This is a genomic window from Pseudalkalibacillus sp. NRS-1564 (genome assembly GCF_050467905.1).
Lineage (GTDB): Bacteria > Bacillota > Bacilli > Bacillales > Guptibacillaceae > Guptibacillus > Guptibacillus hwajinpoensis_B.
This window is the reverse complement of sequence record NZ_JBITPM010000012.1, coordinates 1-15167: the sequence shown is the minus strand read 5'-3', so window position 1 is coordinate 15167 and position 15167 is coordinate 1. Positions and strand designations below refer to the sequence as shown.

15 protein-coding genes are annotated in these 15167 nt (G+C 39.6%); 11 read left to right on the top strand and 4 right to left on the bottom strand.

The window, feature by feature from the left end; genetic code table 11:
* Nucleotides 1–111 precede the first annotated feature (111 nt).
* Genes ACIFPW_RS06090 through ACIFPW_RS06060 form a run of 7 tightly spaced genes read left to right on the top strand, consistent with a single transcriptional unit; the run spans nucleotide 112 to nucleotide 7407 of the window.
* Complete coding sequence (locus ACIFPW_RS06090) at nucleotides 112–975, top strand: branched-chain amino acid ABC transporter permease (RefSeq protein WP_430242851.1); 864 nt, start codon at nucleotides 112–114, stop codon at nucleotides 973–975.
* On the top strand, nucleotides 975–1982 hold the full coding sequence (locus ACIFPW_RS06085; protein WP_430242848.1) for a branched-chain amino acid ABC transporter permease: 1008 nt from the start codon (nucleotides 975–977) through the stop codon (nucleotides 1980–1982). Before ACIFPW_RS06090 ends, ACIFPW_RS06085 begins: the two co-directional genes overlap by 1 nt.
* Nucleotides 1982–2761 (top strand): ABC transporter ATP-binding protein, encoded by a 780-nt coding sequence (locus ACIFPW_RS06080; RefSeq protein ID WP_430242845.1) that lies wholly within the window; start codon nucleotides 1982–1984, stop codon nucleotides 2759–2761. The genes ACIFPW_RS06085 and ACIFPW_RS06080 overlap by 1 nt, the downstream gene beginning before the upstream one ends.
* Nucleotides 2739–3446, top strand: coding sequence for an ABC transporter ATP-binding protein (locus tag ACIFPW_RS06075; protein ID WP_430242843.1), 708 nt, complete (start codon nucleotides 2739–2741; stop codon nucleotides 3444–3446). The genes ACIFPW_RS06080 and ACIFPW_RS06075 overlap by 23 nt, the downstream gene beginning before the upstream one ends.
* Before the next feature lie 29 nt (nucleotides 3447–3475).
* Nucleotides 3476–4714 carry an ABC transporter substrate-binding protein gene (locus ACIFPW_RS06070; protein WP_430242841.1) on the top strand — a complete coding sequence of 413 codons (1239 nt, stop codon included), beginning with the start codon at nucleotides 3476–3478 and terminating at the stop codon, nucleotides 4712–4714.
* A gap of 25 nt (nucleotides 4715–4739) precedes the next feature.
* Nucleotides 4740–6407: a long-chain fatty acid--CoA ligase gene (locus ACIFPW_RS06065; RefSeq protein WP_430242840.1), complete on the top strand. Its 1668-nt coding sequence runs from the start codon at nucleotides 4740–4742 to the stop codon at nucleotides 6405–6407.
* Between the two features lies 1 nt (nucleotide 6408).
* Nucleotides 6409–7407: a phosphotriesterase family protein gene (locus ACIFPW_RS06060; protein WP_430242839.1), complete on the top strand. Its 999-nt coding sequence runs from the start codon at nucleotides 6409–6411 to the stop codon at nucleotides 7405–7407.
* A gap of 41 nt (nucleotides 7408–7448) precedes the next feature.
* Here ACIFPW_RS06060 and ACIFPW_RS06055 read toward each other — a convergent pair whose 3' ends face one another.
* Nucleotides 7449–8369, bottom strand: a complete 921-nt coding sequence (locus ACIFPW_RS06055; protein WP_430242837.1) for a ketopantoate reductase family protein — start codon at nucleotides 8367–8369, stop codon at nucleotides 7449–7451.
* Between the two features lie 142 nt (nucleotides 8370–8511).
* On the opposite strand from ACIFPW_RS06055, the gene ACIFPW_RS06050 reads away from it, so the two are divergent.
* Together ACIFPW_RS06050 and ACIFPW_RS06045 are read left to right on the top strand one after the other, a co-directional pair.
* Nucleotides 8512–9405 carry a hypothetical protein gene (locus ACIFPW_RS06050; RefSeq protein WP_430242835.1) on the top strand — a complete coding sequence of 298 codons (894 nt, stop codon included), beginning with the start codon at nucleotides 8512–8514 and terminating at the stop codon, nucleotides 9403–9405.
* A 67-nt stretch (nucleotides 9406–9472) separates the two neighbouring features.
* Complete coding sequence (locus tag ACIFPW_RS06045) at nucleotides 9473–10414, top strand: NADP-dependent oxidoreductase (RefSeq protein ID WP_430242833.1); 942 nt, start codon at nucleotides 9473–9475, stop codon at nucleotides 10412–10414.
* 165 nt (nucleotides 10415–10579) lie between these two features.
* Here ACIFPW_RS06045 and ACIFPW_RS06040 read toward each other — a convergent pair whose 3' ends face one another.
* Nucleotides 10580–11947 carry a YjiH family protein gene (locus ACIFPW_RS06040; protein WP_430242832.1) on the bottom strand — a complete coding sequence of 456 codons (1368 nt, stop codon included), beginning with the start codon at nucleotides 11945–11947 and terminating at the stop codon, nucleotides 10580–10582.
* A gap of 351 nt (nucleotides 11948–12298) precedes the next feature.
* Nucleotides 12299–12517, bottom strand: a complete 219-nt coding sequence (locus ACIFPW_RS06035; protein ID WP_430242829.1) for a hypothetical protein — start codon at nucleotides 12515–12517, stop codon at nucleotides 12299–12301.
* A 259-nt stretch (nucleotides 12518–12776) separates the two neighbouring features.
* On the opposite strand from ACIFPW_RS06035, the gene ACIFPW_RS06030 reads away from it, so the two are divergent.
* On the top strand, nucleotides 12777–13802 hold the full coding sequence (locus tag ACIFPW_RS06030; protein WP_430242827.1) for a GNAT family N-acetyltransferase: 1026 nt from the start codon (nucleotides 12777–12779) through the stop codon (nucleotides 13800–13802).
* Nucleotides 13803–13832: 30 nt separating this feature from the next.
* Entirely contained in the window at nucleotides 13833–14735 is a 903-nt protein-coding gene (locus ACIFPW_RS06025) for a hypothetical protein (protein ID WP_430242824.1), read from the top strand.
* 42 nt (nucleotides 14736–14777) lie between these two features.
* On the opposite strand, the gene cspD is transcribed toward ACIFPW_RS06025, so the two are convergent.
* Entirely contained in the window at nucleotides 14778–14978 is a 201-nt protein-coding gene (gene cspD / locus ACIFPW_RS06020) for a cold-shock protein CspD (RefSeq protein ID WP_048309367.1), read from the bottom strand.
* Nucleotides 14979–15167: the final 189 nt, after the last annotated feature.

The window sequence follows — 15167 nt, the reverse complement described above, 5'->3', positions numbered from 1 at the left end:
TTAATCTGGATTGAAGATTTCTTCAATCCAGATTAATTCCCACATCTTGAATCCTCTTCATAAGTCCGCCGTCCCCTTAGTCTGGATCCTATCTAATAGAGGAGGAATAACATGGAGCTCCTTTTCCAGCAGATTTTTAACGGACTTACAATTGGAAGCGTTTACACGCTTGTCGCCCTTGGTTTAACACTGGTTTTCGGTATTTTACATGTTCCCAATTTTGCTCATGGTGCTTTTTATATGGTGGGTGCTTACGTTACTTTAATGATGATGGTAGGTTTTGGTTTTCACTATTGGATCGCTATCATTGCATCGATTGCTGTCGTTGCTCTTCTTGGAGTAGTGACGCAACAGCTTATTTTCAAAAAGTTAGAAGGCGCTGATGGGATGAGAATGATGGTTGCGGCCATTGGTATCCTTCTTTTTCTAGAAGCATTTGGTCAATTTATGTGGGGTACAGAATACCACAGAATGGACACCCCATATGGTTCTGTCGTTAACTTATTCGGTTTAACAGTAACTCTGCAAAGACTCTTAATTATCGTGGCAGCCGTGATCCTTATGCTTGCGCTTCATTTTTTCTTAACCAAAACAATGATTGGGGCAGCTATTATTGCCATGGCTCAAAATCGAGAAGGGGCCTTTCTAGTAGGAATTAATGCAAATCAGGTAGCGTGGCTCACGTTCGCGATTGCTGGTGGTTTAGCGGCTGCAGCAGCTTCACTTGCTTCGCCAATTAATCTCGTATTCCCGACTATGGGAAACCTCGTCATCATGAAAGCATTTGTCATCATCATCATTGGTGGAATGGGGAGTATCCCTGGTGCCATACTTGGAGGTTATTTACTTGGATTAACGGAGAGCATTGGAGCAACGTACATATCCTCTGACTATAAAGATGTGATTGCGTTTCTCTTACTCGTTGTGATTCTCACAGCCAAGCCGACCGGGTTGTTTACTAAGGGGGTTCAGTAATGCTAAATGTTCTCTCAAAACGAACCCTCTTACTTTTGGTAGCGTGTGTTGCTGTTCTTTTTCCGCTAATTTTTCCAAATATGTATGTGCTGCAATTACTGACACTTGTGTTTATTTGGTCCATTGCAGTCTACGGTTTTAACATCATTTCGGGGTATGTGGGTTATTTATCTCTCGCTCATGCAGGATTTTTTGCAATAGGAGCATATGGAGTTGGATTACTAACAACAAAAGCTGGAATGCCTTATTGGGTGGCTTTATTTCTTGCTGTCGCGATCACCTCTATAGCAGGCGCTATTGTCGGTGTGGTTGCTCTTCGAACGAAATCACATTTCTTTGCTATTTATACGATGTGTGTAGGCGTTATCATCTATCTCCTAATAGATAAATGGGATAGTTTAACTGGAGGAGTTCGAGGGTTAATTGGAATTCCCGCTCCTGGGAGTATCGGTCCCGTCACTTTTGATACGTTAACATCTCAGTATTATCTGGCTCTATTTTTTCTATCATTTACGATTTTTCTTTGTTATCGCATCGTACATTCATTACTTGGTAGGACATTTATTGCGATCCGTAATAGTGAAGAGCTTGCGAAAACGATTGGTATTTCAATCATGAAAAATCAGTTGCTTGCTTTTACCCTATCAGCATTATTTGCTGGATTATCTGGGGCTTTGTACGCGTCTTTTATTCGGTTTATCGGCCCACAAATCTCAGCTATTACCGTTACGTTCGAGATGTTGATGTACCTTCTTGTGGGAGGGATTGGAACTCTAGCAGGTCCGATTGTTGGCACGCTCATTGTCGTCTCTCTTACGCAATCCTTGCAGTTTCTTGAAGAGTATCGAATGCTCATTTTCGGTCCTGTAGTTGTTTTATTAGTCTTATACTACCCTCGTGGAATAACAGGTAGTATTCAAGCGTATATGCAAAAAAAGCGGCAGAAAAAGGTGAAAACCGCTAAGGAAGAGCGTGATGTTAAAAGGAACGTAGGGGAGGCAGGATAATGTTTTTTTCAACAGAAGGAATCACGAAGCGCTTCGGGGGACTAGCGGCTGTTGAAGATGTGAATGTGTCTATAGAAAAAGGGACCATTACAGCAATCATTGGACCTAACGGCGCCGGGAAGTCAACTTTTTTTAACTTGATTAGTGGGATACACCCACTGACATCTGGAAGAATTAATTTCAAAGGAAAAGAGATTACAAAGTTACCTCCACAGCAAATTGCAAGACTAGGAATAGGAAGAACTTTTCAAACAACAAACTTATTTGAGCAATCGACTGTTCTAGATAATGTGCTGATCGGCCATAGGCTTCGTACCAAATCCGGAATATGGGATGCGCTTTTCCGTACGAAAAGAGAAAAAGATGAAGAAAAAAAGTCCTACGAAAAGGCATTAGAAGCGCTAAAGTTTGTTGAAATGATGCATGTTGTTGAACATCCTGTAACCCTTATATCACAGGAAGAAAAAAAGAGACTCGCTTTTGCTCTAGCTTTAGCGACTGATCCCGAAATGGTTCTTCTTGATGAACCAGCTGCCGGAGTGAATCCAGATGAAACAGATGGACTTGCGTATTTAATGAGGAAGATGGCTGACCACGGCATTACGGTTTGTCTTATTGAGCATAAGATGCCGATGATTATGAGTCTAGCTGATCAAATTGTGGTCTTGAATCACGGGAAGAAAATTGCAGAAGGGCGACCAGAGGAAATTCGCCAAAATGAAGCTGTGATTCAAGCCTATCTAGGGGGTGCAGCGCATGCTCCAGCTATCCACAATTAACGTCAACTACGGTGCATCGAACGTTCTTCACCAGATTTCCTTAAATGTTAACAAAGGAGAAACGGTTGTTTTACTTGGAGCTAACGGGGCAGGAAAGAGCACTATATTTAGAACGATCAGTGGTTTGATGAAGCCAGTATCTGGTGATGTTCTATTTATGGATCGCAAGGTAACGGGAAAACCGCCTCACTCTCTTGTGAAGGAAGGCATAGTCCAGTGTCCTGAAGGGAGAAAGTTATTTCCACAAATGTCTGTCTATGAAAATCTGAAGATGGGTAGTTATGTTCATCGAAAGCATCGAAAGGAAATGGAAAATCAGTTAAAGGAGGTATATTCTCTTTTTCCTATCTTATACGATAAGCGCCATCAAGCAGCTGGATCTCTTAGTGGTGGTCAACAGCAGATGCTTGCCATAGGTCGCGCATTAACGGCCAAGCCGAAAGTCCTTCTCCTGGATGAACCATCATTAGGTCTAGCACCATTGATCGTTGAGCAAATGTTCCACATTATCGAGGATATCAATGAGCAGGGAACAACGATTCTGCTGGCAGAGCAGAATGCAAATGCAGCACTCCAGATTTCTGATCGGGGTTATGTCATTGAGAGTGGCAAAATTGTACTAGAAGGAAGTAAGGAAGAACTTTTGTCTAATGATGAGATTCGAAAAGCTTATATTGGAGCATAATTGGAATCGATTAGTATAGGGGGATAACGATGAAAATTGGGATGAAGCTTTTTGTATTCATGATGGTGTTAATTGGACTGATGGTTGTGGGCGGTTGTGCGGCGGGGTCCGTTAGTAACTCCAGTAATTCAGAAGGATCTTCTAATGAAAATAAATCAAAAGACACTAGTACAAATGCAGATGCAACATCTTCTGCAGAGAACACGGTCAACATTGGGTTTAGTGGCCCACTAAGTGGACCTGCAGCATATTATGGGGAAAATACGTTGAGCGGATTAGAAATGGCCGTAGATGAGATTAATCAAGAAGGTTTCGAAGTGAATGGCAAACAATATGGCATTAACCTTGTGACACTAGACGATCAATATCTACCGAATGAAACAGGTACAAATGCGAGAAGACTTGTACAAGAAAATGATACACCAATTATTTTCGTTCCTCATAGTGGAGGCGTATTCGCTACTCAAGTATTTAACGAACAAGAAGACTTTCTTATTGCAGGCTATACGAGTGAACCGAAAATTATGGAACAAAATAATTCGCTGACATTAGGGATTCCGCCAGCTTACAATGCTTATCCTGAGCCTTTTACAGACTATCAAATGGAGCGATTTGGAAAGAAAATAGCTCTTCTGCCTACTTCCTCTCAATACGGTAAAGATTGGACAGAAGCATTAAAGCCGGTATGGGAAGAAAATGGCGGAGAAGTTGTATTTGAAGGCTCTATTGATTTTAGTAAGGATACAGATTTCTTCTCTATCGTTACAAAAGCATTAAGCAACAATCCTGACGTAATGTTTGTAGGAGGACCTTCGCAGCCTACAGCGCTCGTGATTAAACAAGCAAGAGAGCTTGGTTTTGAAGGCGGTTTCATGCTGATGGATCAGTCAAAAATTGAAGAAATTGAGCCTGTACTAGGCGGGCTTGATCAGTTAGAAGGTACGATAGGTGCTCTTCCAATTATTGATAGTGATGCTCCAGGGGCAGAGAATTTTATTAGTCAATACAAAGAACGATTCGAGCGGATTCCTACTGCTGAAGGTGCATTTAACTATCAAGCGATGCATGTCATCGTAAATGCGATGAAAGAAGCCGGGTCAGTTGACGATCCAGCCAAAATCATGGAAAGCATGGATGCAGGCGTTCAATCACTTCCCGACGAGCAAATGGTTTGGCATTTAACTGGCATTTATAACGGTGGTGCATTTGACTGGAAACCAGCTATCGGAGCTGTTGAAGACGGAAAAGTAGTTAAGATAGAAAATTAAGTGGACTTGAAAGGGGATCGAAAAAATGCAAACAAATCATTTTAAATTCTGGCCTAAACGAGTACCATATTCACTTACCGTTCCTGAAACGACTATCTATGATAACCTCGCTGTTTCTGCCAAAAGATATCCGAATAAAGAAGCAATAATTTATTACGGAGCAACACTAACATACAAAGAGCTACTAGCGGAAGTTGATCGTACGGCTGCTTTTCTTGAGCAGCTGAAGGTCACTGAGGGTGAAAACGTTCTTCTTTTCATGCAAAATTCTGCACAGTTTATCATTTCCTATTATGCGATCCTAAGAGCGAATGCTGTCGTTGTTCCCATTAATCCGATGTTAACAGCAGAGGAACTCTCTTTCTATATTAAGGATTGCGATATTAAAACCGCAATCGTAGGTCAGGAGCTCTATGAAAAGGTAGAACCTTTAGTAGGGTCAACCACACTTACTAATGTTATCACGGCAGCTTATTCTCACTATGCCGGTAACGAAAGCGATATACCAGCAGAAGTTTCACTAGAAGCTAAAAGAGTGGACAAGCCGAATCGTTATACGTGGGAAGATGCCGTCAATCACCAACATTCACCCGGAGAATATGTAAGATCTATTCATGACGTTGCGGTCATGCCTTATACATCTGGTACAACGGGTCTTCCAAAAGGATGCATTCATCCAAACCGCACGCTTCAAGCAAATGCTGTAGGAGCATCTCAATGGATGAATATCACAGCAGATGGCATGCATCTTGTAACGCTACCTTTATTTCATGTGACAGGTATGCTTCACAGCATGCATGCCCCCATTTATAGCGGGGCTCCAATGGTAGTCATGACACGTTGGGATCGGGATTTGGCTGCTAAATACATTGAAAAATATGAGGTTGCTAACTGGGTTAATATTAGTACAATGCTAATTGATTTTCTATCAAACCCTAATCTACCAAACTATTCAATTTCATCCCTAAAAATACTAGCTGGGGGCGGTGCTCCATTACCAGCAGCTGTTGGGGAGAAATTATATAACTTAACAGGCTTACGATTTATAGAAGGGTATGGTTTATCTGAAACGATATCTCACACTCATTTCAATCCACCTGATTTTCCAAAACTTCAATGCTTAGGCGTTCCTTCATTCGACGTGGATGCTCGTGTAATCGATCCTAATACAATGAAAGAGCTTGGACCAGGTGAGCCAGGTGAAATCGTAGTGAACGGCCCACAAGTGTTTGATGCATACTATAATCGAGAGGATGAAAATCGCAATTCGTTTATAGACCTTGATGGGAAGTCTTTCTTCCGAACGGGTGATATAGGACGCTATGATGAAGAAGGATACTTTTTTATGATTGATCGCGTAAAGCGAATGGTCAATGCTTCGGGCTTTAAAGTGTGGCCAACAGAAGTCGAGTCAATCTTATATAAGCACCCAGCTGTTCAGCAAGCTTGCGTTGTCGGTGTTCCTGATCCTCGTCGAGGTGAAACAGTTAAAGCTTTTGTCATTCTAAATGAGGGTGATAAAGGAAAAGTCACGGAAGAAGAGATTATCGAATGGTCAAAAGAACAAATGGCAGCTTATAAATATCCAAGAATGATTGAGTTTATGGATGCATTTCCAACTACGAGTAGTGGAAAGATTTTATGGAGAAAACTCCAGGATAACGAGCGCCAAAAAGCAGAAGGAGTGAAATAATATGGGGAAAACAGTAGAAACAGTGACGGGTCCAATTCCGGTAGATCAGCTCGGGAAAACGCTAGTTCATGAGCATTTTGCATTTGGTTATCCAGGTTTTAGTGGGGATGTTTCTCTTGGCGCATTTGATTTTCAAGAAGCACTTCAGGTAGGTATATCAGTTGCCGAAAGTGTCATGGCACACGGTGTGAAAACGGTAGTGGATCCTACGCCGAACGAGTGTGGTAGAAATCCGGAACTTCTTCGAACAATATCAACTGAAACAGGACTACAAATAATTTGTGCGACCGGATACTACTATGAAGGGGAAGGTGCGACCCCTTATTTCAAATTTAGACAGGGTCTTGGAACGGCAGAAGAAGATATTTATGAGATGTTTAGCAAGGAAATTTCGGATGGGATTGGAACAACTGGAATTAAACCAGGGGTTATTAAACTAGCCTCTAGTAAAGATCAAATCACAGATTATGAAATGATGTTTTTTAAAGCCGCTGCACGTGTTCATAAAGAAACGGGCATTTCAATTTTAACGCATACACAAGAGGGGACAATGGGGCCAGAGCAAGCACAGCTTTTGATTGAAGAAGGTGTCCACCCACAATCCATCATCATTGGTCATATGTGTGGAAATACAGATGCTGCTTATCATTTGAAGACATTAGAAATGGGGGTAAATATCGGTTTTGACCGCTTTGGCATACAGGGACTCGTTGGGGCTCCTTATGATAAAGAACGTCTTATTACATTAATTGGGTTATTGAATAGCGGATTTGAAAACCAAGTCATGCTCTCACATGATACCGTAAACTATTGGATGGGCCGCCCACCAGTTCTTCCAGAGGCAGTGGAAAAAATCATGGCTAATTGGCAACCAGCGTATATTTTTGAAGAAATCATTCCTAAATTGAAGGCAGCTGGAATATCTGACGAAACGTTGACGATTTTGTTTGAAGAAAATCCAAAGAAATTATTTTCCTCAGAAGCAAAAGTAAAAGCATAAGAAAAAAGCGAGGGTGAATCCTCGCTTTTTCTTATGCTGTTTTATTTCATTTGGTTTTCGTACGGTTTCATTAAACGATATAGCGTCTCTGTATAAGGAAGTTTCATCTGCACCTGCTCAGCAAGACGAAGTGCCCCTCCTTGAAGATGCTCGACTTCTAGCTTGTTCTTTTTTCTTTTATCTTGATGCATGGAGGAAGTCGCTTCGTAAGGAAGGGATTGGAATGACTTCATGCGGCGATCAATATCTTCTTGATTGATGTGTATGTCATACTGTGATGCAAGTGTTCTGATCTCACTCATCACATTTTCAACTAGTTTGAGGGTTTCGGGTACATCTCTTATGATGCCCGTGTGAAAATCTCCAGCCGTAGTTACACCAGACATCGCTGAAATGAACATATACTTTTTCCACATCTCTTCTTCGATGTTTGAAGTTAATTGAGAATTAAAATTCGCATGCTCATTTATTTTGCTTAATGAAGCACAGATTTCTTCTTGAGAAGGGTGGAGCGGACCGAAGATTAGTTCATGTAGTTCACTCGTGTGTTGTACGTGTCCATGGTCATCAAGAGTAGCAATAATGTACGATAATCCACCGAGTACTGCTTCTTCCCCGAGTTCATCTTTGAGGATGGAAATATGTTCAATTCCATTTAGTATAGGAAGAACCTTTGCTCCTTTCGCAACAAGCTCCTTGAGAACTGGAAGACTATCTTCAAGATGATACCCTTTAACGCCCAGAAGAACAAGGTCAACGGAAGATACTTCAGACGCATTTGTGATGAGTTTAGGAGAGCGCACCTTCGTATTACCTTTTACACTTATTATTTGTAGCCCTTCTTGTTCAATTTGCGCTTTTCTTCCTTCACGAACATAAAAGGAGACGTTTTCACCAGTTTCAGACCATCTTGACCCGAAATATGTACCAAGTGCACCAGCACCAAAAATTATAATATTCATAAGTATCCTCCTTGTCGAAATCTTCTTTCTAATAACACTCTACTTATTCTTACAAATAAATTCAAGTAGGGATAAAAGGAAATGACAACGTTGTCCAGAAATTAGCTATAAGTGACCGAAAAAGTAGAAAGGGTTGATTAATGTGAAGATATTATCACAAGAACGTTTTGAAGCAGCGTGTTCCTTTGTTCGTAATCATGCGAGGCCGGTTGATCGAGAGTATTTTGCTTTTTGGAAAGGAAATGGCGACAAAGAAAGTGTGCTGAAAGAACTGGAAGAATTCCGAAATAAAGATGGGGGATTTGGGAACAATCTTGAACCTGATTTTCGCCTGAAAGAGTCTTCTCCTATGGCAACCTCAGTTGCTTTTCAATACATGACTCAGCTTGACCTCGATTCTGATCACCCGTTTGTTAAGGATGGTCTTCACTATTTGAGAAGTACATATCAAGTTGAAAAGCAGAGTTGGCAAGCTGTACCTCATTCAGTGAATTCAGTGCCACACGCTCCGTGGTGGAAGGTAACGGAAGGAGATGTCGCTTATTCTGCCAATCCCGATGCAGAAATTGTAGGGTATTTTTTACACTATGGGAGTAATTATTCGATCACTTCAGAATCATTGGCTAAAGTGATGAATCACCTGGATAGCCTAAATGAATACGAAATTCATGAGGTACAGTGCTATCTTCGTTTAGCTCAGTTAGCTGGTGGTAAGATTAACAAAAAAATTCACGAGAAAATTAAGCAGAAATTGCCATATATCATAGATCGTCCTGAAAAATGGGATCATTATGGTGTACAACCCGTTGTTCTTGTTGAGTCTGATCAATCTCCTTTTGCTAAAGAGCTCAATCAAGAGCTTCAAGTGAATTTGGATTATTTAATTCAAAAACAACTTTCTAATGGCAGTTGGGAACCAAGTTGGTCATGGGGACAATACGAAGACAGTTGGGAAGGCGCAAAAAAAGAATGGCAGGGATTTTTAACAGTTCAGAACTTAATAACACTGTCAAAATTCGGTCGTATTGAAAGTTAGTCTGTTTAGAATGAGGGATATAACGGGAACATAGTAGAGAATCAATGATTGAGAGGAGTTTTCTACTATGAAAGCAGTTGTTATTGAACAGTATGGAGGAAAAGATCAGTTAGTTGAAAAAGAGGTAGCCTCACCTTCTCCAGGAGAAAACCAGGTTGTTGTTGAGAGTTATGCAACGTCGATCAATCCAATTGATTGGAAATTGAGGGAAGGCTACTTGAAAGAAATGCTACCTTTTCAATTTCCAATTATCCTTGGTTGGGATATTGCAGGTGTCATAAAAGAAGTAGGCTCAGCCGTAGAAGATTTCAAAGAAGGAGATCGAGTATTTGCAAGGCCAGCAACAACTGCAAATGGTACATATGCAGAAGAAGTCGTGGTAGATGATCATTTGCTTGCCTTCATTCCAGATAATATTTCTTATGAAGAAGCAGCATCGGTTCCGCTTGTAGGTTTAACCGCATGGCAGTGCTTAATTGATTTCGCTGATCTTCAAAAAGATGAAAAGGTGTTAATTCATGCTGGGTCCGGTGGTGTCGGTAGTTTTGCCATCCAGCTTGCAAAACATAAAGGGGCATATGTTGCGACAACAGCGAGTGGCAAAAACGAAGCCTATCTAAAGTCACTTGGAGCAGATCGAGTTATTAATTATCGTGAAGAGGACTTTTCAGAAGAATTAGAAGAATATGATGTAGTTCTTGATACGATGGGTGGCGAAATCCAAGAAAAAAGCTTTACAGTTCTCCGTGGCGGAGGTCGATTGGTTTCGATTGTAGGAGAACCTGATAAAGAGAAAGCCAAGGAAAAAGGCATTCGCTCAGGAAATGTATGGCTTGAACCAAATGGAGAACAGTTAAATGAAATTTCTTCATTGATGGAAAATGGTCATATTAAAGCGACGATCGGTCACCGTTTCCCATTTAGTCAAGAAGGCATTCAGGAAGCACACGAACTAAGTGAATCACATCATGCTAAAGGGAAAATTGTTATTTTGTTTGATAAAGAATAAGGGAACAGCGGCTAGTATGCCGCTGTTTTTTTACGCAAACGAAAAATTTCATATACCGTATTTATAATATAAAATATATAAATGGTTTATAAAAGTATCAATTATATAAATAATAGCAAGAAACAAAATAAAAAATCCGGAACTATTTGTCCCGGATTTACTAATTTAAAAAATAATATGTGCCATGACTACAATAATAGGTAAAGAAATAATCGTACGTTCAATGAAAATAATAAATAGGTCAATAAAACGTACAGGAACTTTTGATCCTAAGAGCAAGCCACCAACTTCAGACATATAAATTAACTGAGTAACAGACAGACTCGCGATAACAAATCGAGTAAGATCGCTTTCGATATCTGCACCAATTATGGCTGGTAAGAACATATCTGCAAAACCTATTACCATAGTTTGAGCTGCTTCAGCGGCTTCAGGAACTTGCATTAAATTTAGAATAGGAACGAACGGAGCACCAAGGTAACTGAATAGTGGTGTTGTTTCAGCAATAATTAAAGCAATGGTCCCGATCGCCATAACAATTGGAATAACGCCCATCCACATGTCGAGTACATTTTGAAATCCGCCTTTGATAACGTTCGAGGCACGATTATCTACCGCTGTTCTTGTTGCTTGGATTACTCCCCACTGAAAACGAGATTTGCCTTCAGGTATCGTATCATCAGGCGCATCTGATTCTGTTTCGTAAGTAGTATCGGGTTTCCTCGAGAGGGGTGGGATTCTCGGCATAATAACAGCTGCCACAACTCCAGCTAACACAATCGTTAAATAATATTGTAAGAAGTATTCCTCAAGTTTCATTTGTTGAAGTACAACAATACTAAAAGTGATCGATACTACCGAGAATGTTGTGCCAATGACGGCTGCTTCTCGTTTCGTATAATAACCATCTTCATATTGTTTACTCGTTAGAAGAACACCGATTGTACCATCGCCCATCCAGGAAGCAAGACAGTCAATTGAAGAACGACCTGGTAGAGTGAAAATCGGACGCATGATTTTCGTAAGAAGTGTTCCGCAAAATTCTAACAAACCGAAGTTTAGTAGAAGAGGTAAGAAAAGCCCCGCAAATAAAAATACAGAAAAAAGAATAGGAATAAGATCATTTAGTAATAATCCTCCAGTCGCGTCTGACCAAACCCATTCTGGACCAATTTTAAATAGTGTTAATATCGCGAAAATCATACCCAGAATACGAGCAAGCAACCAAATACCTGATACTTGTAATAGACTTGTCAGGAATGAACTCTTCGTAATCCAATCAGGTTTAGCTACTACTGCTAGGAAACTAAGTACTGCTGTAATTGTAATAACAATGGTCATAATTGCGGGAAGAGAGAAAGGGATAGCTGTCCCAAATAGGCCCTGGAGCCAACCAGCTAGTTTTGCTATTGGAATCGTAACACCTTCATCATTTGGTATGGGAATCATGAATAAGAAAATACCAATGAGAGATGGGATAATAAATTTTAATAATCCTTCTGAAGTTACTTTTCTTTGATGAGTACTGTTCACGTAGTGTCACCTCTGTCGTTTTGCAACGGATTTTCTATCAACTAAAACGTATTTTTATAAAAACATAATTATGAATATAACATATCAACCCCTTTTATGTAACATGAAAATACAAACTCTTGAATAGAAAAAGTGTTCAGAAAAGAGCGACCAATTGCATTATATCTTGAAAACGCTCACAATAAAAGGGTGAAACAGATATATAACGCTTCTTTCAAATTAATCAACCTTAAACTTGAGAAATGAACGATCATATCTAACTATTCCAAAATAAAAAGACAGGGATCAGCTGATCCTTGTCTTTGACAAATTTATCTATTGATTTATTTGCTTTATATAGTCAATGAACGTTTATACGTATCTTGGAGGAGTGTCAAATTCATAATGTTCTTCAAAAGTTGAGCCAAAGAAACAGGATGCACATTTGCGATAGCCTTTTTGTCTAAGAAAAACGAGAAGTTCTTCTTCATGGTTGGCTTCAGAACGATCTTTGATCGGCGTCTCGGGTAAATGACATTCATCACCAGCGTAGGCTGTCCTATGGACAATTTGTTTTTGGTGGTCAATCATGTATTTTCCCATATATGTTTATCAAGTCCCATCTCTAATAAGTTCCTCTAAGTGTAACACACTCATCTTTGTATTGATACAACCTAAACTTACTAGTATACCCTAAAACGAGGAGAAGTATTACTGTTTATGCGTATTTTTTTAATTTTTTTTGAATGATCAACAATCAGGCATTCACTCTAATGCGAAAAGTACCGATAGTAGTAGGGTTAGGAGTTTACATAAGTTGTAAAATGAAGCGTGTGGTGGAGGTTAAAAAATGAATTTCATTATCCAACATGATGAGTTAAGTATTCGTTATCTTCAAGAAGGGGATGAGCTCTTTCTATTAAAATGGTTAACAGATCAACAAGTTCTTGCTTATTACGAAGGAAGAGACCGGCCATATACAAGAGAAAAAGTTTTGGAAGATTATTTTATAGAAGACGATGAAGTAAGGTGCCTTGTGTTGTTTCATGATATTCCGATCGGATACATACAGTTTTATTTGTTAGCAGAGGTAGAGGGGATCAAGCTCCCTGATCAGTCATATGGCATGGACCAGTTTATCGGGGAAACCTCATATTGGAATAAAAATATTGGGAAAAAGCTCATTCGATCAGTTGTGTATTATATTGAAAGAACTTTAAAAGGTTCTCTTATAGTCATGGATCCACAGCACTGGAATAAGAGGGCGATACGATGTTATCAGCAGGTAGGTTTTGCGAATTTAGGTATCCTTCCTAAACATGAATTGCATGAAGGTTCTTGGAACGACTGCACCCTAATGGCTTATGATTTTGCTGGATACCGTATTGTGCCCATTAATTATTGTAATAGAAAGACGTTGTCCCGATTATTTGTTCAATTGTGGGGCAGCACAGAAATGGTGATCTCTACCGGAACGTATAATTTACGTGAATTAGATGGATTCTTAGCTTATGATTCAGCTGGAGAGATAATAGGTGTTGCGACCTATCGATTGTATGAAGATCATGTTGAAATTATTTCTCTTGATAGTTTGATCGAAAAGGAAGGGATTGGCGGTCGATTATTGATGAGAATAGAGCTTGTGGCAGTCGAGAATGAATGTTCAGAAATAAAGGTAATCACAACCAACGATAACCTTAGCGCTCTTAAATTTTATCAGCGAAAGCGATACAGAATGAAAGATGTTGCTAGGGGAGCGGTTGATTTAGCTCGTCAAGTAAAGCCCGAGACTCCATTAACCGGTCATCAAAACATACCTATTCATGACGAAATACTCCTTAGTAAAAAGCTCTCTTCTAATAAGCAACGTAATTGATAAGACTTTGATTGAAAGGGCGGGTGAGAATTGGAAATAAAACAAGTGAAAAATAACCGATTATCAGAAGAAGCTCTTGAAGAATGGGACGCTAAATTTGTACCTAATTATGATCTCTTATTCTTTGAAAATAAACCGAAGAAATTCACAGCTGTTTCTAGAGAAGATGGATACTCCCAATTAAGTCTTGATGAGCGAACGTCTTTCTTAACATGGAATGTTCATCCTAAATGCAAGTGGATTGCAAAGGTATCGAATGGATCATTTTTATCACTTCATAAAGCCGTGCAAATAGAACTTCTTCTCGACCAAGTAGAAAATGGACGTGGTTTTCATTTTAGATTTCGGGAGCTCTTAGAGATTAATCCTGAACCAAGTGCTTTAGCCATTTTGGAGGAAATTTCACTAAACTATGAAGGAGAAGAAATCGTAGTGTTTCAAGGTTGGAGTTGGAACCTGCTACCTATTTCCTTTAGGTTTAAGCTACTAGAAAGCATCTCAAAAAGTTTTATTTCATCTGCATCTGTTTCGATACAAACAAACGAAGAAGTAACAACAAATTCAGCCTTGATTAATACCTTTACGGGATGCAACGGACCGAATTGTTTTGCTTTTACATTGATGAATCTTGAAAAGGAAGCTGTTCGAAGAAAACACTTAGCACAATCGTGGGTAGTGGGCGATGAGTTTCTTTCCTCTTTAGAATCGTATGGATATAAAAAAGTGAGCAGTCGAAATACCGTGAATTCTGAGGATGTATTTGTGTGGTTCAACAATGACACGCCTGTTCATGGCTGTTATGCGATTAATGAGAGGGTTTTGTTAAATAAAAATGGTCAAACGATGTTCCATCCTTATCAATGTCAGTCTGTGCATCATGTATTGGATGATTGGTCTAATAAAGGATTAAAGCTAATCATTTATAGAAAATAAACAAGCCCCGGACGAAAGATCGTCTGGGGCTTGTAAAGCGATTTATGCTTTTGTTACGTTAGCTGCTTGTGGTCCGCGGTTACCTTCTACGATTTCGAAGTTAACTTCTTGGCCTTCGTCAAGTGTTTTGAAACCTTCACCATTGATTGCAGAGAAGTGTACGAATACGTCGTCTCCACCTTCAACTTCGATGAAACCGAAACCTTTTTCAGCGTTGAACCATTTTACTTTACCGTTTTGCATAAAAAATTGCCTCCTAATGTACCTCATCGTACATAATTTAAAATTCACCATTTACCATTGTAATACGTTTACATTAAAAAACTGCAGCTTTTTAAGAGGATTTAACTTTGTTACCCTCTTTCGAAGCTACAGCTAATTTAAATCCTAAATATATTAATAGTAAAATGGTTGTATTTTGCAATAGAAAAG